Source organism: Thermus sp. KWY1, assembly GCF_057547025.1.
Map to the genome: position 1 here is coordinate 135,664 of NZ_BAAJPG010000018.1, position 16,153 is coordinate 151,816.

Sequence of the window (16,153 nt, forward strand, 5' to 3'; positions counted from 1 at the left end):
GATGGCCACCATGGCCATGGTGGCCATGCCCACCCGGTCCGCCCCCAGAAGGACCATGCGGAGCACATCGTAGGCGGTCTTAAGACCACCATCCGCCCAGATCTCCACCCGGTCGCGAAGCCCGGCCCGCACCAAGGCCCGGTGGGCCCGCCGCACCCCGATCTCCACGGGAAGCCCCGCATACTTGAGGGCATGGAGCCTGGCCGCCCCCGTCCCCCCCTCAAACCCCGAGAGGGTGATGACATCCGCCCCCGCCTTGGCGATTCCCACGGCGATGGTGCCGATCCCGGGGATGACGGGCACCTTCACGGAAACCAGGGCCTTGGGGTTCACCGTCTTCAGCTCTTCGATGAGCTGGGCTAAGTCCTCGATGGAGTAGAGGTCGTGGTTGTTGGAAGGGCTGATGAGGTCCACCCCGGGCACGGCGTTGCGGGCGGCGGCCACCTTGGGGGAAACCTTCTTCCCCGGCAGGTGCCCTCCCTCCCCCGGCTTGGCCCCCTGGCCGATCTTGATCTCGATGACCGTGGCGGAGTTCAGCATGTAGGCGTGGACGCCAAACCGGCCCGAGGCCACCTGCTGGCCGCGCCAGTGGGTGTACTTGCCCAGCATGTCGGGGATCTCCCCACCTTCCCCGTTGATGCAGAGCATGTTGAGGCGCTTGGCCGCCTCCACATAGGCGCGGAAGGAGGCCTCCCCTTGGGAACCGAAGCTCATGGCGCTGATCAGGAAGGGCAGGGAGTGGCCCCCCACGGAAAGGTCCACCTCCTCGGGGGAAACCTCGCTCCTTTCGGGGAAGCGCACCTCCAGAAGCTGCCTGGCCGCCACCGGGCTTTCCCGTTCCAGGGAGCGGACCTTTTCCTGGAAGTGGCTATAAGGGGCCTGGCCGCTTGCCACCTCCTGGGCCGCCTTGTAGATCCTGGGGTTGAAGCGGAAGTCCTTGGCGGGCATGACCTTCTCCGCCCGGAAGAAGCCCTCCCGCTCCAAAAGGGTGCGCTCCAGCTCCAAAAAGCCGTATCCTCCGGTCTCCGAACCCAGGAAGTTCCGGGTGCCGAAGTAGTCGGCCAGCTCCGGCTTGAGCCCGATGGCGCTGAAGATCTTCCCGTAGCCCCGAAGCTCGTGGATGCCCATGGTGGAGATGACCTTCTCCAGGCCCTTGCGCAGGGCCTCGAGGACATTGGCCACCCCCTTCCTCCCCTCCAGGGCCCGGGCCTTCTCCTCCAGAAGCCAGGGGGCCACCGCCTCCGCCCCCAGGCCCAGGAGGAAGGCCACGTCGTGGAGGTTGCGCACCCCCCCGGAGTGGACGAGAAGGGAGGTGCGCCGCCTGAGGGCCACCCCCTCGGCGTCCTTCTGCAGGAGGGCCCGGTTCACCGCGGCCACCGCCAGGCCGATGTCGATCCAGATGCCCCCCTGGAAGGCCCCCCGGTCGGAGAGGATGAGGACCTCGGCCCCTTCCTCCACCGCCTTAACCGCCTCCTCCTCCAGGCGCTTAAGCCCAAGGAGAAGCCCCTCCTCCACACCGAACTGGGGCACGAGGGTGGCGGTCTTGAAGCGGGATTTCACCTCGCCCAGGGTCAGGGTGCCGAAGCCTTCCGCCAGGCCCTGGTCCTCCTCCAAGACGATGGGCAAAAGAAGCTCCTCCACCCTTCCCCCACCCCGTCCGTCGGGAAGAGGGCGCCGGCCCAGGAGGGTGCGGGTGGAGAAGTGCTCGATTTCCCGCTCCCGGTCGATGGCCGGGTTGGTCACCACCGCCACGGTCTCCTTGAAGAACTCGGAGAGGTTGGGCTTCTCCGGGTTCAAGGCGGCCAGGGGGCCGTCGTAGCCCAGGGAGCCGATGGGCTCGTTGCCGGTCTTGGCCAGGGCCTCGAGGTAAGCTCCATCCCACCGGTCCCAGCCGAAGGCCCGCTCCAAGCCCAACGGGGGCGGGGCCGGCTTCTCCTCCACCTGGGGCTCGCTCCCCCCGGCCACGGGGGGCGGAGCCTGGCGGATGGGCCCCGAAAGGTGGACCCGGTACCCTGCCACCGGGGTGCGGGCGGCGATCCGCTCCAGCACCAGGCGCTGGTGGCGGTCAAAGGGAAGGACCCGGGGGCCCTCCGGGGTCAGGCGCAGGTAAACCTTTTCCCCGGGAGCCAGGGGCTTGGGTTCGCCCACAAACTCCTCGGCGTTGAAAACCCCCCTTTCGGAGGAGAAGACGATCTCGTAAGGGGTTTCAAACTGCCACAGGGGGCGCAGGCCCATGGCGTCGGTGGCGAAGACCGCCTCGTCCCGGTGGCGGCTCACGATGGCGGCAGGCCCCTGGGCCAGGGGGCCAAAGCGCTGCCTTAAGGCCATGTAGAGGTCCTGGAGGTCCTCGGGCAGGGCCTTGATCTCCCCCAAAACGGGGGGGAAGACCAGGTCCATGGCCTCGGGCAGGGTGAGGCCAAAGCGGTAGATGAGCCCCTCCAACATGCGGTTCAGGTCCTGGGAGTCCGACCCCCCGGTGCGGGGGATGCCCAGGTAGTCCAGCTCCCGCCTTAGGCGCTCAATGGTGTTGATCTCCCCGTTGTGGCCCAGCAGGCCAAAGGGCTGCACCTGCTCAAAGGTGGAGAGGGTGTTGGTGGAGTAGCGGTTGTGCCCCAGGGCAATGGCGCTCTTAAACTCGGGGCGGGAAAGCTCGGGGTAGTAGCGCTTCAAAAGCTCCGCCGCCCCCCGCACCTTGTAGACCACGCTGTAGGTGGAAAGGGAAACCACGTGGACGGGGAAGCTGGCCTCGAGCCTCAGGCCCAGCTCCCACAGGGGACCGTCCCCATCGGGGCTAAGCCCCGCCACCTGGAGGAAGATGGGCTCCGTGCGACGGCCCACGGGGCCCAGGACCTCGCTCACCACCTCCCCCCGGCGGAAGAGGACCGGGCGCACCCCAAGGGGCTGGCCCTCCCGCCTCAGGAGCTCGTAGAACTCCTCGAGGCGCCCCGCCTCGGTTTTGGGCAGGAAAAAGTGCCCCACGAAGAAGCGGGGGTTAAAGGCCAGCTCCGGCTCGAGCCCTGCCTCCTCCAGGAAGCGGGCCCATAGCTCCCGGGGGATATCGGTCTGGATGCCTGTCCCATCCCCTTCTCCCCGGATGGCCCCTGCCCGGTGGGCCATGCGGTAAAGGCTTTCCAGGGTCCTCCGCACGATCCGGTGGGAGGGCTTGCCGCTTTTCTCCGCCATGGCGATGATGCCGCAGGCATCCTGGCCTAGGGGGATATCCGGGTAGGCTTCCTTCCAGGTCATCTTGGGGCTCCTTCTTTACGCTAGGGGTTTGGTGTAGGCAAAGGTATGCACGTCGTTCCTGGGATTATACACCCCCCGGGGGGTAGGGTCAAGGCGTTTCTTCCAACCCCCGCGGGCGGTCAAACCCCCCTGGCCCGGCCAAGCCGTTAGTATAGGGGCAAATGCGGGTAGCCCTCTTCATCACCTGCCTGGCCGATCAGTTCTACGCGGAAGCGGGGGTGGCCACGGTACGCCTCCTGAGGGCCTTAGGGGTGGAGGTGGACTTCCCCAAGGAGCAGACCTGCTGCGGCCAGCCTGCCTTCAACGCCGGCCACTGGAACGAGGCCCGGTCCCTGGCCCAGCGGACCGTAGGCATCTTCCAGGATGCCGAGTACGTGGTCCTGCCCTCGGGAAGCTGCGCCAGCATGGTGAAAAACCACTACCTCGAGCTTCTTCCCGGGGACGGGGAAGCCCTTAGGCTTTCGGAGAAAACCTACGAGCTATCCCAGTTCCTGGTGCGGGTGCTGGGCGTGACCGAGCTGGGGAAGGGGCTTCAGGGGAAAACCATAGCCTACCACCACGGCTGCCACGCCTTAAGGGAGCTTGGGGTCAAGGAGGAACCCCTTTTGCTCCTGAAAAACAGCGGGGCGGAGATCCTTCCCTGGGAGGCGGCGGAGGAGTGCTGCGGCTTTGGGGGGCTCTTCTCGGTGAAGCTTCCCGAGGTCTCCCTGGCCATGGCCGACCGCAAGATCTCCACCTTGCCCAAGGCGGATGCCCTCACCTCCACGGACGCCGGGTGCCTCCTCCACTTAACCGGGCGCATGGGCACGCAGGGAAGGAACATGCGGGTGGTTCCCCTGGCCACCCTTCTATGGGAGGCGTATGCAGGTTAAGGCCAAACTCTACCCCAAGGAAGCCGCCAAGCTCTTAAGGGAACACCCCGGGGTGCGGGAGGCGGTCACCGGAGCCACCCTGCACTTCGAGGAAGGTCGCAAGAGAGCTTACCAGGAGATCGATGCCGAGGCCTGGCGGGAAAGGGCCAGGAGGGTCAAGGACCACCTCCTCACCCACCTGGACCATTACCTGGAGCTGGCGGAAAAGCGGCTACAGGAAAAGGGCGTCCGGGTGCACTGGGCGGAAGGCCCCGAGGAAGCCCACCGCATCCTGAGGGAGATCGTGGCCCGCCACGGGGTGAAGCGGGCGGTGAAGGCCAAGAGCATGCTCACGGAGGAGCTGGGGGTGAACCCCCTCCTCGAGTCCCTGGGGGTGGAGGTGTACGAAACCGACCTCGGGGAATACCTGATCCAGCTCCTGGGGGAACCTCCAAGCCACATCGTAGGCCCGGCCATCCACCTGGCCCTTCCCGACATCCAAAGGCTTTTCCACCAGCGCTTCGGGACCCCCCTGGACGCCTCCCCCGAGGCCCTGGCCGCCGTGGCCAGGAAGGTCCTGCGGGAAGCCTTCCTCACCGCCGACCTGGGCATCAGCGGGGCCAACTTCCTGGTGGCGGAAACCGGCACCCTGGCCCTCATGGAGAACGAGGGGAACATCCGCCTTTCCACCAGCCTCCCCAGGGTGCACGTGGCCTTCGTGGGGATCGAAAAGCTCCTTCCCCGCTTCGCCGACCTGGCCCTCTTCCTCCCCCTCACCGCCCGGGCCGCCACGGGGCAGCGGCTTTCCACCTACGTTTCCCTCATCCAGGGCCCGGCGAAGGAGGGAGAGGAGGGGCCTAAGGAGGTCCACGTGGTCCTGGTGGACCACGGCCGCACCACCCTTCTCCACGACCCCGAGGCCTGGGAGGTCTTGCGGTGCCTCCGTTGCGGGGCCTGCCTGAACGCCTGTCCCGTCTACCGCCAGACCGGGGGGCACCCCTACGGCTACGTCTACTCGGGGCCCATCGGGGCGGTTCTGGACCCCGGGCTCCTGGGCCTCGAGGACACCTACCCCCTTCCCTACGCCTCCACCCTCTGCGGAGCCTGCTACGAAGCCTGCCCGGTGAAGATCCCCATCCCCAAGCTTCTCCTCACCTGGCGGCAGAGAGCGGTGGAGCGGGGACTCGCCCCCACCTGGGAAAAAGGTGCCATGCAGGCCTTTTCCAAGGTGATGCAAAGCCCAAGCCTCTACCGGCTTTTCTCCAAGGCCTTAAGGGGCCTCCCCCTGCCCCAGGACCTCCTTCCCCTTCTTAAGGCCTGGACCGAGGGACGGGGTCCCTTACGGCCCAGCCCCAAGCCCTTCCACGAGCTTTGGCAGGAACTCAAGGAGTAAGGCCATGGACGCCAAATCCCGCATCCTAAGCCGCATACGGCATGCCCTTAAGGAAAGGCCCAAGGCCCTTCTCCCCGAGCATCCCCACCCGGCTTTTTCCCAAGATCCCCTGGAGTTTTTCCTAAAACGCCTGGCAGAGAACGGGGCTGAAGGCCACGTCGTGGATAAGGAAGGGGCCAGGAAGCTTCTTGCCGACCTGGCCCATGGACTTCCCGGGGCTGCGTACGGCAAAGGGGTACCCGACGCCCTCCGCCTCCTGCCGGAGCTTCCTCCCGAAGAGGCCCCCTTAGGGGTTTCCCGGGCCCTTTTCGCCGTGGCGGAAACGGGTACCGTGGCCCTCTCCTCGGAGGATGGCAGGAAGGCCCAGCTCCTGCCCCCCGTTCACCTGGTCCTGGTGGAGGAAGAGAAGGTTTATCCCAGCCTCCTCGAGGCCTTTTTGGACCTGAAATCCCTTCCCAGCACCATAGGCCTTCACTCCGGCCCCTCCAAAAGCGCCGACATCGGCCAGGTGATGGTCAGAGGGGTGCACGGCCCCGGCCGGTTGGTGGTGGCCGTGCTTCAGGGCACCTGGTAGGCGGGGGGTGGGGAAAGCCTCCTCAGGTTCAGGCGAATCTTCCCCTCCTCCCGCACGAAGATGGGCCACCACACGAAGCTGGCCCTGCCGGCGATGGCCTCCAAGGGCACCGGGCCAAAGGTGCGGGAGTCCTCAGAACCCCCCAGGGTACGGTTATCCCCCATGACGAAGTAGTACCCCTTCTTGAGGCGGATTTTCCCCACCTCGCAGGCCTCGGTGAGGCGGCTTCGGGCCAGGACCTCCTGCGAAGGGGGCAGAAGCATCTCCCTTAGGGGTTTCAAGTAGGCGGGAAGAAGCTCCACGGGGAAATCCCCTTGCTGGGTGAGGATTCGGGTCATGCGCCCGTCCTTGTAGCATACCCCGGGGTAAGAGTCGGGCCAGGGAGCGATGCGGTCGGTGATGTGCCTCTCGTCCAGGGGCTTGCCGTTGACGTACACCACCCCCCGCTCCACATAGACCTCGTCCCCGGGCACCGCCACGATGCGCTTGATGAAGAAGGCCCTGAAGCTAAAGCCCAGGACGGGAAAGCGGGCCGTGGCGTTTGGGGTGCCCTCCGGAGGTTTCAGGATGGCGATCTCCCCCCTTCGCCACTCCATCAGGCCAAAGCGCACCAACCAGGTTTCCCACTTGGGCACCAAAACCCGCTCCCCGTTTTGCAGGGTGGGAAACATGCTCTGCCCCACCACCCCCACGGTGGTGAAGACAAAGGTGGTCACCAAAAACGCCACCAGAAGGGCTTCTCCCACCTGGCGGAACCACTCCTTGAAAAGATACTCCCAAAACGCCTTCATACTCCTCCCACTCTACCCGTTATCGCTTGCCTTGCCGCCTTGCGCCCTGCTTCCACAATCTCCTCCAGCCGGCGGAAGTCCTCTATACCCACCCCAGCCAGATGGGGCCTCACGTACACCTCGGGGGCATACAGGGTGAGGCGGACCGAGGTGAGGTGGAGCTGCATGAGGTCCACCGCCCGCCGGGCCAGGGCCAGAAGGCCCCTAGGAGCCCCTGCCACCTCCCGCTCCGGCGTGACATCCACGGCCCAGACCTCTGTGGCCCCCAAAAGGCGGGCGGCGTCCACCGGCAGGTTGTCCAGGACCCCCCCATCAAAGAGGAGTTGCCCCTCCCGCTCCACCGGGGCAAGAAGCCCGGGATAAGCGGCGGAGGCCAGGATGGCGCTTGGCAGGTCACCCTGGGTGAGAAAAAGAAGCCTCCCCGAAACCACGTCCACGGCAGTGACCGCCAGAGGCTTCTTCAGCCCGTCAAAGCTCTTAGGAAGGTGCTCCGCCAGGAAGTCCAGAAGCTTTCGCCGGGAAAAGATCCCCTCCCGGGGCGAGAAGCCCAAAAGGCCAAGCCAGGGGGTCCGGCGGGCTAAGGCCAGCATCTCCTCCGGGGTTTTGCCCGCGGCGAAAAGCGCTCCCACGATGGCCCCCATGCTGGTCCCCGCCACCACCTGGAAGTCCAAACCCGCCTCCAGGAAGACCTCGAGGGCCCCAATGTGGGCAAGCCCCCTGGCCCCCCCACCGGAAAGCGCCAAACCGCGCACGCCAAAAATCCTAACGGCTTCTGGGTGAAAGAGGTGAGGGCTGGATATAGTGGAGGCGGTGAGCCTGGCGGGGAGGGTCCTTCTGAACCGATACCGGGTGGTGCGCCCCCTGGGCCAGGGCGCCCTGGCCACCGTCTACCTGGCCTTCGACCGCTTCGGCACCCCTTACGCCCTCAAGGTCTTCCCCAGGGGGGCCGAAGCCAGGCGCAACCGGGAGTTCTGGGTGGGTAGGCAGCTTTCCCACCCTAACCTGAACCCCGTCCTGGAGAGCCTGGACCTCGAGGAAGGCCCCGCCCTCCTCCTGGCCTACGCCCCTGGGGAGGAGATGGGGCGCTGGATGGGACGCCACCCCGAGCGCCCTCGGGCCTTATACGTCTTCCGCCAGCTCCTCATGGCCTTGGCCCACATGCACGGCAAGGGCCTGGTGCACCGGGACGTGAAGCCGGAGAACATCATCGTGGCGGGAACGGACGAGGCCAAGCTGGTGGACTTTGACCTCTCGGGGCCAGCCCTCGAGGCCTTCAAGAAACCCTTAAGGGTGGGTACCCTTCCCTACCTGGCCCCCGAACAGGTCCTGGGACAAAGCCCGGGCCCCGAGGCGGATGTGTACGCTGCGGGCATCATCCTCTACTGGATCCTCTCCGGGGAACACCCCTTTGTGGGTGGGCCGGAGGAGGTCCTCCTCGGCCACCTCCAGGAACCCGTTCCCCCTGTCCCCGGCCTGGCCCCTCCGCAGCAGGCCTATCTGGAGCGCCTCCTGGCCAAGTCCCCCAAGGAACGCTTCCCCTCGGCAAAGGAGGCCCTCGAGGGGTTTCCCTTCCCTTGAAATGGCTTCCTGCTGGATCCTCTCCACCCTTCTGGGCTCCGCCCTTTTCGCAGGGCTGGGGGAGGTGGTGGTGGGGAGGCTTCTGGTGGAGGGGGGCCACCAAGCCCTGGTGGTGACTCAAGAGGGTGCCCACATTCTGGCAAAGAAGGATTCCGCCCTCTATGGGCTCGCCCGTACACCCGAGGGGTTCCTGGCCGTGGGCCACCTGGGAAAGAGCCTCCTCCGGGTGGGGCTGGACCCCAAGGGGAAGCCCCTTTGGGCCGAAGCCGGCGGCCAGGGGATCCTCTGGGGAACGGATGGCCGCTTCGCCTGGGGAGGGTATATGGGCCCTGGGGGCTGGGAGGCTTTGGTGCTAGACCTGCTTGGGGAAAGGGCCTTCCGCCTTCCCCTGCCCGGCCAGGGGTACGCCTATGGGGGCTTGTACCGGCAGGGCGTTCTTTTCCTGGTGGGCCGGGTGGAGGGGGCAGGAGGGTTTGACGGCTTCCTTCTGGGCCTTCCGGTGGCCCGCCCCGGGCAGCCCTGGGCCTACGGGTACCGTAGCGGCTGGCCGGAGAACGACTACCTTCGCTTCCTGGGAGAAAGGGGGGCGGTGGGCCGGCTGGAGGTCAGGGGGGATTCCGAGGGGCTCCTTTTGGACTGGCTGGGCCTTAGCCAGGGAAAGGCCCGGCTTCTTCGCCGCCCCGGTTTTGACTACCTCAGGGCCTGGCGCGGGGCCTTCCTGGTGGGGGAGGCGGAGGTGGACGGGGTTTTGGAGGGTCTTTGGATCAGCCCACAAGGAGCCCAGCACGCAGGGGGTCCCATGGCCTCCCTGCGCGTCCTGGATCCCCCTTTGGCCTATGGGTACTCCTACCGTTCCCTTTTCCAGGGAGAGGGTTTGGTCCTGAACCTGGAGGAACAGGGGGGTAGACCCCTGGCTTACCGCCTCGAGGCCTTACGTCTTCCCTGGTTGCCCTTCAGGGCTAGGCCCAGTGCCCTCTCCCTAACCTGGAAACCCGTGGCCTGGGATCCCGAACCCACCCTAAGGCTCAAGGCCTGCCCTCCTGGCCCCGATCCCAAGCCGGACTGAGCGTTCCCTTCCCCCTCCCTAACCCTCAGCGGGCATAGGCCCCGTTGGCCAAAAAGGTGAGGATGCCCGAAAGAAGCCCCTGGGCCACCTTCTCCCGGTAGGCGGGGTCGGCAAGCCGCCTTCCCTCCACCGGATGGTCTCCGAAGCCGATCTCCACCAACACGGCGGGCACCTTGGCGTACCGCAACACGAAGAAGTCGCCGGGAAAGGTCCCCCGGAAGGGGCTCCCCGTGGTCTGGGAAAGCTTCCTCCCTAAGGTTTCAGCCAAGCGCTGACTGTAGCGCTGGTTGGCCTGGGCCACGATGTCAAAAAGAATCCTCTCCGCCACAGTACGGGCTTCCTGGGTCAAGCGCTGCCCCAGCTCCCCCCCGCCGTTTTCCCGGATCACCTGGGCCAGAACCCCTGAGCTCTGGGCCTGGCCGAAGTAGAAGACCTCGAGCCCCTGGGCAGTGCGGGTGGGGGTAGCGTTCACGTGGATGGAGATAAAAAGGTTCACCTGGGAGCTATCGGCCAAGGCCGCCCTTCGGGAGAGGTCCTCCCGCTTATCGGGGGAAAGGTGCGCATCCCGATCCCGGGTAAGGCGCACCTCTATTCCCTCCTTCTCCAGAAGGCGCTTAAGGCGCAGGGCCACGTCCAGGACCACTTCCTTTTCCACCACGTATCCCACCATCCCCGGGTCCATCCCCCCGTGGCCGGGGTCCAGGAGGACCACGGGCTTGGGAGGCTTGGGCGGACGGCTGCGGGGCGGGTCTTGGGACGGCTTGGCCGGGGTGGAGGCCTCCTTTTTCGGGCTTAGGTCCACCACCAGCCGCTCCGGGTCGGAATAGCGGCGCACCGTGGCCTCCACGGCCCCTTTCAAGCGCACCACCACCCGCACCTGCCCCTCCTCGGGTAGGGTCTGCACCGAGGCCACCTCGGAAGAGTTCACCACCTGATCCAGGGGGGCTGCCTTAACCCCTTTCAGGATCAGGACCAGAAGGCCATTCTCCTGGGAAAGGGTGTGCTGGACTTCTTTAGAGGGCAGATCAAAGACCAAGCGGGTGAAGCCCTCGTGCACCCCTATGCGGGGAAAAGCTAAAGCCAGGCTCCATAGCCAGACGCCAACCAAAAGAAATACCCGCATCTACGCCCATTCTAGCGGGAAAGGTTAAAGCCTGATAAAATCCGGCTCATGACGAAGAAGGTCGTGATCCACCATCTGGTAGGCCACCGCTTCCTGGGAATGAACGAGCAAGGGGACAAGGTGATGATCGACGGGGACCAGCCCGCCACCGGCCCCCGTCCCATGGAGCTCCTCCTCATGGCCCTAGGGGCCTGCACCGCCTACGACGTGGTGGACATCATGAAGAAGAAAAAGCAGCCCCTGGCTCGCTACCGGGTGGAGGTGGAGGGCATCCGGGCGGAAACCCACCCCAGGCGCTACACCCACATCACCGTGACCCACATCGCCTCAGGGCCCAACGTGACCCTGGAAGCCCTGGAGCGCGCCGCCCACCTTTCCCACACCAAGTACTGCTCCGTTTCCGCCAGCCTCAACGCCGAGATCACCGTCAAGGTGGTGCTGGAGCCCTGGGAAGAAGTCCAAGAGGCCCAAGGCTAAGCGCCATGCTCCTGGCCATAGACATCGGCAACACCTCCACGGTCCTGGGGGTCTTCTCCGGGGAGGAGCTCGTCGCCCACTTCCGCATCCACACCGATCGGATGCGCATGGAAAGCGAGTACCGGGTCATCCTGAAAAACCTCTTCGCCCTCGAGGACCTCCCCCCTCCCAATGCCGCCCTCCTCTCCAGCGTGGTGCCCCCTGTGGAGAGGGAGATGAAGGAAGCCATAGAGAAGCTCTTCAGCATCAAAGCCCAGGTGGTGGATGCCGGGGCCACAGGGCTCGAGGTGTGCATAGATAACCCCAAGGAAGCTGGCACCGACCGCCTGGTGAACGCCGTGGGCGCTTTGGGCTACGAAAGCCCCACGGGCCGCTACATCGTGGTGGACTTCGGCACCGCCACCACCTTTGACCTAGTGGAGGCCCCCAACCGCTACCTGGGCGGGGCCATCACCATCGGCCCTCAGACCGCCGCCGACGCCCTGGCGGCAAGGACCGCCAAACTCCCCCGCATAGACCTGGTCCCTCCCACCCAGGTGGTGGGCAAGAACACCCTGGACGCCCTGCGCTCGGGCCTGGTCCTGGGCTATGCCGCCTTGGTGGAGGGCATGGTGCGCCGCTTCAAGGAGGAAGCCGGAGAAGCCCTGGTGATCGCCACCGGGGGCTTTGCGGAAACCCTAAGGGATCTCTGCCCTTCCTTTGACGTGGTGGACGAGGACCTAACCCTTAAAGGCCTTCTTCGCATCCACAAGGGGCAAGGGTAAACCAGTACACCCACCGACCCTCCTCAGGGAGAAGGCTGTACCGGTGCCCTTCCACCCGGTACCACCCCAGGTCCCGCCAGAGACCGGGCCGCTCCCGGAGGAAGACCCTAAGCGGGGTGCCTCTTTTCTGGGCCAAAAGCAGGCAAAGATTTCCCCCAACGGGCTCCTGGTTTCCCCGCTTGCCCTCCCCCTGGTAGAGGATGCGGCCATCGGGCAAGAAAACATTCCGGTACCCAGATTCCCCCCGGTCCACCAAGAGGCTACGCTTCCCTATGCCCTTCCGGGTCCTGTGGTAGGCGAAGACCTCTCTCCAGCTTAAGCTTGACACCGCCCTTTCCCCCGGCTATCATCCTAAGTGCCCGGTCGGACGCCCCCGACCCGGCAACAACCCAAGGCCCCGTGGTGTAGTTGGTTAACACACCCGCCTGTCACGTGGGAGATCGCGGGTTCGAGTCCCGTCGGGGCCGCCAGGCCGAGGTAGCTCAGTTGGTAGAGCATGCGACTGAAAATCGCAGTGTCGGCGGTTCGATTCCGCCCCTCGGCACCAGGGAGAAAGCCAAACCGCCCTCCTGAAGAGGGCGGCTTTCCTTTGTTCCTACCCGGGATTGACCCTTTTGCTACACTACCCCTCAAGGGGGTGGGAACCTGGAAGGAAACCCTACGGATTCCGGGTGGGCATTCAGATAAAAGATTTCTCGGCGCAGAAGGCATTGATTTTTAGGATATTGCCGGTGAATTTACGGGGTGTATTCCAAAAGGTGTATTGGGCAGCCCGTGGGAGCAGGGGCTCCACGGCCTCCCTGTTTTTTTAAGGGCATTCCCCCCAACCCGGAAGGTCCCCCCTCGCTCCCCAGGGTACTACCCAGCTGGCCAGGGATGTGCTAGGTTGGGTAGTATAAATCTGACTCACTCCCGAAAATCGTTAGGGTAATAACTATTTTCACCGTTCTGATACCTATTCTTTCCCTCTTGACAGTATTGACAGACCCCCCTAAAGTGAAAGACAAGCAAACGGGGCCAACCCCCCGGAAGCTCTAGGAAAAGGAGGGATGAAGATGAAGAAGCTGATCGCTAAGGTTCTGGCGCTTCTCGGCTCTCTGGTGGCTTTGGGGCTGGCGGCTGGGGCTACCGTGCACTGGAAGTAACGAACGGCCACAAGCTGGCCGTTTTTTCTTTGGCCCCCTAGAGGGGGCCTCGTGTTATGCTTAGGCCAGTATGCGGCAAAGGCTTCGCGGCCTGGACCTGCCCCCACCCCGGGTGCTGGTCTATGTTCTCAGCGTCTTCGCAGCCTTCCTCCTAGCGGAGGGCTACCTCCTTTTGCGCCACGGGTTCAGCATTCCCCCGCCCGGGCTAAGCTGGTTAGACCTCCTCTTCTGGGCCGGCTTGGTCTTCTGGAGCGTGCGGGTGGAGATCCGCCTGCCCCTCAATGCCAGCGTAAGCCACCTTTTCCTCTTCGCCCTGGCCCTGGTGGCCCTGGCTCCCCCTTGGCTGGCCCCCCTTTGGGTCTTCCTCTTTCAACCCAGCGATAACGTGTGGTACAAACAGCTCTTCAACCGCTCCCAGGACGCCCTGGCCACCCTGGCCGCCGCCCTGGTCTGGGGGTTTTTCCAGGCCAACCCCCTCCTTCTGGGAACCCTGGACCTAAGTGCCGGAATGGGTATTGGCTTGGCGACAATGGCGCTTTTCTTCGTCAACACTAGCTTAGTTTCCCTGGCTATCCACTTAGCCAGCGGTACCCCCTTGAGGGAGGTGTGGAGAAAAAACTTCGGTTGGCTTACGGTCAGCTACTTCCTCCTCTCCGCCCTCGCCCTCCTCCTGGCCCGGGCCTACGAGACCCCATTGTTGGGCGGCTGGGGAGGGTGGACGGTCCTTTTCTTCCTGATACCCCTCTACTACAGCCGCTTCTACTGGGACGAGAAGGTGCGCTTGGAGCAAGCTTTTGACGCCACCCTGGAAGTCCTCATGCACGCTTTGGAGGCCAAGGAACCGGAAACCCGCCTGCACTCGGAGCGCGTGGCCGACATCGCCCGCGACCTGGCCCGGGTCCTTTACAACGACGAGGCCAAGGCCCAGGAAATCTACCGGGCCGCCCGGCTTCACGACATCGGCAAGATCGGTATTCCGGAAGCCCTTCTCTTAAAGCCGGATAAACTCACCCCAAAGGAGTACCAGATTGTGCAAAGCCATACCACCAAGGGGGCCGAGCTCCTGAAGCCGGCGCAAAAGGTGGCCTTTGGCCCCGTGGTCTATAACGTCATCCTCCACCACCACGAGCGCTGGGACGGCCGCGGCTACCCCAAGGAACTTGCCGGTCACGAAATCCCCGAGGAGGCCCGCATCGTGGGCCTGGCCGATGCCTACGAGGCCATGACCGCAGGCCGCCCCTACCGCCCGGCCAAATCCTCAGAGGAAGCTCTCAAGGAAATCCAGGATCTTTCCGGCATCCAGTTTGACCCCAAGCTGGTCAAGCTCTTCACCCAGCTCTGGCACCAAAACCCCTTGTGGCGCGACCGCCAGGCCTACCTGGCAGCAAAGGAGGGATCGGTATCAGCCTCTATCTCTTCGCCGCACTCTTCGGATTCGGCCTCGCCCTCGCCCTCGGAGCCAGACCCAAGGACCTCGGGGGAATAGAGCTAAGGGTACCTTGGGCCTTCCTTCTGGCCGCCTTGGCAGAGGGAGGGTTAGCCTACGGCACCTACCGGGGATTTTTCCGGCCTGAGTGGGCTGGCCCCCTTGCCAAGGTCCTTGTCCTCCTTCTTGTGGGCTATGGGCTCTACCAGAACCGGCACCTGAAAAGCCTCTACCTGGTCCTTCTGGGCCTTTTCCTCAACACTTTAGTCATCTTCGCCAACGGGGGCCACATGCCCGTGAGCCTGGAAACCCTGAGGAGGGCAGGCATAGAGGGCTGGGAGGAACTTTTAAGGAACAAGGGCGATGCCGTGCATACCCTCCTAGACGAATCCACCCGCCTTCCCTTCCTGGGGGACGTTATTCCTCTTCCCCCCTTGCGCAAGGCGGCGAGCCTGGGGGACCTCTTCATCCTGGCGGGGATAGCCGGGGTGGTGGTGGAGGGAGCCTTGAGGGCAGGGGGAAGGCGGCTTCCCAGGCGCCAGGCAGCCCTTAGGGTGCTGGCCTTTCTCCTGCTGGTCTTTCTTCTACTTGCCCTTCGCATTTGAGGCCGGCACCATCTAGGCCCGGTGTAGTGTATATTCCCAAGGAGGGGGCTTACCCCTAAGTCCGGAGGCAATATGGCGTATCGCATCTGCTTGATTGAGGGCGACGGTATCGGCCACGAGGTGGTCCCGGCGGCCAGGAAGGTCTTGGAGGCCACCGGGCTTCCCCTGGAGTTCGTGGAGGCCGAGGCGGGCTGGGAAACCTTTGAGCGAAGAGGGGTTTCCGTGCCCGAGGAAACCGTGGAGAAAATCCTTTCCTGCCGGGCCACCCTCTTCGGGGCTGCCACCAGCCCCACAAGAAAGGTGCCGGGCTTCTTCGGGGCCATCCGCTACCTCAGGCGCAGGCTGGACCTCTACGCCAACGTGCGCCCTGCCAAAAGCCGCCCCGTGCCGGGAAGCCGGAGCGGAGTGGACCTCATCATCGTGCGGGAGAACACCGAGGGGCTTTACGTGGAGCAGGAACGCCGCTACCTGGACGTGGCCATCGCCGATGCGGTGATCTCCAAGAAGGCCAGCGAACGCATCGGCCGCGTGGCCTTGAAGATTGCGGAAAGCCGCCCCCGCAAAACCCTGCACATCGCCCACAAGGCCAACGTGCTCCCCGTGACCCAGGGGCTTTTCCTGGATACGGTGCGGGAGGTGGCCAAGGACTACCCCTTGGTGAACGTGCAGGACATCATCGTGGACAACTGCGCCATGCAGCTTGTCATGCGCCCCGAGCGCTTTGACGTGATCGTCACCACCAACCTCCTGGGGGACATTCTCTCCGACCTCACCGCTGGCTTGGTGGGGGGCCTGGGCCTTGCGCCTTCCGCCAACATCGGGGACACTACGGCGGTCTTTGAGCCCGTGCACGGTTCCGCCCCCGATATCGCCGGCAAGGGGATCGCCAACCCCACCGCCACCATCCTCTCCGCGGCCATGATGCTGGTGTACCTGGGGGAGAAGGAGGCGGCCAAGAAGGTGGAAAAGGCCGTGGACCTGGTTCTGGAAAAAGGCCCCCGCACCCCGGACCTGGGGGGAACCGCCACCACGGAAACCTTTACGAAGGCAGTGGTGGAAACGCTAAAGGCCCTGTAAGACCTTCGCCTGAGCGCCCCTCGAGGGGAGGTCCTCG

General features: G+C 64.8%; 15 protein-coding genes and 2 tRNA genes. 12 read left to right on the top strand and 5 right to left on the bottom strand.

The genetic code is table 11. The features are described 5' to 3' along the window. Window positions 1–3,246: glutamate synthase-related protein (locus AC27GT_RS06335; protein ID WP_487223742.1), on the bottom strand; the 3,246-nt coding region annotated here is incomplete at its 3' end. Window positions 3,247–3,407: 161 nt separating this feature from the next. On the opposite strand from AC27GT_RS06335, the gene AC27GT_RS06340 reads away from it, so the two are divergent. Genes AC27GT_RS06340 through AC27GT_RS06350 form a run of 3 tightly spaced genes read left to right on the top strand, consistent with a single transcriptional unit; the run spans window position 3,408 to window position 6,064 of the window. Beyond that, complete coding sequence (locus tag AC27GT_RS06340) at window positions 3,408–4,118, top strand: (Fe-S)-binding protein (RefSeq protein ID WP_038070339.1); 711 nt, start codon at window positions 3,408–3,410, stop codon at window positions 4,116–4,118. Further along, a complete protein-coding gene (locus AC27GT_RS06345) occupies window positions 4,108–5,490 on the top strand; it encodes a LutB/LldF family L-lactate oxidation iron-sulfur protein (RefSeq protein ID WP_487223743.1) in 1,383 nt (460 codons plus the stop codon). The genes AC27GT_RS06340 and AC27GT_RS06345 overlap by 11 nt, the downstream gene beginning before the upstream one ends. 4 nt (window positions 5,491–5,494) lie before the next feature. Next, window positions 5,495–6,064 (top strand): LutC/YkgG family protein, encoded by a 570-nt coding sequence (locus AC27GT_RS06350; protein ID WP_487223744.1) that lies wholly within the window; start codon window positions 5,495–5,497, stop codon window positions 6,062–6,064. Here the strand turns inward: AC27GT_RS06350 and lepB are convergent. Together lepB and AC27GT_RS06360 are read right to left on the bottom strand one after the other, a co-directional pair. Continuing rightward, the gene (gene lepB / locus AC27GT_RS06355; RefSeq protein WP_487223745.1) at window positions 6,049–6,855 is read right to left on the bottom strand and encodes a signal peptidase I; all 807 of its coding nucleotides are present in this window, start codon (window positions 6,853–6,855) and stop codon (window positions 6,049–6,051) included. The genes AC27GT_RS06350 and lepB overlap by 16 nt on opposite strands. Then, entirely contained in the window at window positions 6,852–7,607 is a 756-nt protein-coding gene (locus tag AC27GT_RS06360) for a patatin-like phospholipase family protein (protein ID WP_487223746.1), read from the bottom strand. Before AC27GT_RS06360 ends, lepB begins: the two co-directional genes overlap by 4 nt. Before the next feature lie 49 nt (window positions 7,608–7,656). Between AC27GT_RS06360 and AC27GT_RS06365 the strand changes: the two genes are divergently transcribed. Then, entirely contained in the window at window positions 7,657–8,433 is a 777-nt protein-coding gene (locus tag AC27GT_RS06365) for a serine/threonine-protein kinase (protein ID WP_487223747.1), read from the top strand. A 1-nt stretch (window position 8,434) separates the two neighbouring features. Beyond that, the gene (locus tag AC27GT_RS06370; RefSeq protein WP_487223748.1) at window positions 8,435–9,499 is read left to right on the top strand and encodes a hypothetical protein; all 1,065 of its coding nucleotides are present in this window, start codon (window positions 8,435–8,437) and stop codon (window positions 9,497–9,499) included. 25 nt (window positions 9,500–9,524) lie between these two features. On the opposite strand, the gene AC27GT_RS06375 is transcribed toward AC27GT_RS06370, so the two are convergent. Then, entirely contained in the window at window positions 9,525–10,622 is a 1,098-nt protein-coding gene (locus tag AC27GT_RS06375; RefSeq protein ID WP_487223749.1) for an N-acetylmuramoyl-L-alanine amidase, read from the bottom strand. Window positions 10,623–10,670: 48 nt separating this feature from the next. Between AC27GT_RS06375 and AC27GT_RS06380 the strand changes: the two genes are divergently transcribed. Then, window positions 10,671–11,099 (top strand): OsmC family protein, encoded by a 429-nt coding sequence (locus AC27GT_RS06380; protein WP_464936410.1) that lies wholly within the window; start codon window positions 10,671–10,673, stop codon window positions 11,097–11,099. Between the two features lie 5 nt (window positions 11,100–11,104). Further along, window positions 11,105–11,863 carry a type III pantothenate kinase gene (locus tag AC27GT_RS06385; protein ID WP_487223750.1) on the top strand — a complete coding sequence of 253 codons (759 nt, stop codon included), beginning with the start codon at window positions 11,105–11,107 and terminating at the stop codon, window positions 11,861–11,863. On the opposite strand, the gene AC27GT_RS06390 is transcribed toward AC27GT_RS06385, so the two are convergent. Beyond that, on the bottom strand, window positions 11,826–12,191 hold the full coding sequence (locus tag AC27GT_RS06390; protein ID WP_487223751.1) for an SRA domain-containing endonuclease: 366 nt from the start codon (window positions 12,189–12,191) through the stop codon (window positions 11,826–11,828). The genes AC27GT_RS06385 and AC27GT_RS06390 overlap by 38 nt on opposite strands. 65 nt (window positions 12,192–12,256) lie before the next feature. Here AC27GT_RS06390 and AC27GT_RS06395 point away from each other — a divergent pair. From AC27GT_RS06395 to AC27GT_RS06415, 5 genes are all read left to right on the top strand, one after another. Further along, window positions 12,257–12,333 (top strand) — tRNA-Asp (locus AC27GT_RS06395). A 1-nt stretch (window position 12,334) separates the two neighbouring features. Further along, a tRNA-Phe gene (locus AC27GT_RS06400) sits at window positions 12,335–12,410 on the top strand. A gap of 668 nt (window positions 12,411–13,078) precedes the next feature. Further along, a complete protein-coding gene (locus tag AC27GT_RS06405; RefSeq protein WP_487223752.1) occupies window positions 13,079–14,494 on the top strand; it encodes an HD-GYP domain-containing protein in 1,416 nt (471 codons plus the stop codon). 35 nt (window positions 14,495–14,529) lie between these two features. Beyond that, the gene (locus tag AC27GT_RS06410; RefSeq protein WP_487223753.1) at window positions 14,530–15,039 is read left to right on the top strand and encodes a DUF5317 domain-containing protein; all 510 of its coding nucleotides are present in this window, start codon (window positions 14,530–14,532) and stop codon (window positions 15,037–15,039) included. A 72-nt stretch (window positions 15,040–15,111) separates the two neighbouring features. Then, window positions 15,112–16,116: a homoisocitrate dehydrogenase gene (locus AC27GT_RS06415; RefSeq protein WP_487223754.1), complete on the top strand. Its 1,005-nt coding sequence runs from the start codon at window positions 15,112–15,114 to the stop codon at window positions 16,114–16,116. The last annotated feature ends 37 nt before the right edge of the window (window positions 16,117–16,153 follow it).

Bases quoted from the DNA above. Each gene is read 5' to 3' on its own strand.
- AC27GT_RS06375 (WP_487223749.1), bottom strand. From the start codon at position 10,622: ATGCGGGTATTTCTTTTGGTTGGCGTCTGGCTATGGAGCCTGGCTTTA.
- AC27GT_RS06385 (WP_487223750.1), top strand. From the start codon at position 11,105: ATGCTCCTGGCCATAGACATCGGCAACACCTCCACGGTCCTGGGGGTC.
- AC27GT_RS06405 (WP_487223752.1), top strand. From the start codon at position 13,079: ATGCGGCAAAGGCTTCGCGGCCTGGACCTGCCCCCACCCCGGGTGCTG.
- AC27GT_RS06380 (WP_464936410.1), top strand. From the start codon at position 10,671: ATGACGAAGAAGGTCGTGATCCACCATCTGGTAGGCCACCGCTTCCTG.
- AC27GT_RS06415 (WP_487223754.1), top strand. From the start codon at position 15,112: ATGGCGTATCGCATCTGCTTGATTGAGGGCGACGGTATCGGCCACGAG.
- AC27GT_RS06370 (WP_487223748.1), top strand. From the start codon at position 8,435: ATGGCTTCCTGCTGGATCCTCTCCACCCTTCTGGGCTCCGCCCTTTTC.
- AC27GT_RS06345 (WP_487223743.1), top strand. From the start codon at position 4,108: ATGCAGGTTAAGGCCAAACTCTACCCCAAGGAAGCCGCCAAGCTCTTA.
- lepB (WP_487223745.1), bottom strand. From the start codon at position 6,855: ATGAAGGCGTTTTGGGAGTATCTTTTCAAGGAGTGGTTCCGCCAGGTG.
- AC27GT_RS06350 (WP_487223744.1), top strand. From the start codon at position 5,495: ATGGACGCCAAATCCCGCATCCTAAGCCGCATACGGCATGCCCTTAAG.
- AC27GT_RS06340 (WP_038070339.1), top strand. From the start codon at position 3,408: ATGCGGGTAGCCCTCTTCATCACCTGCCTGGCCGATCAGTTCTACGCG.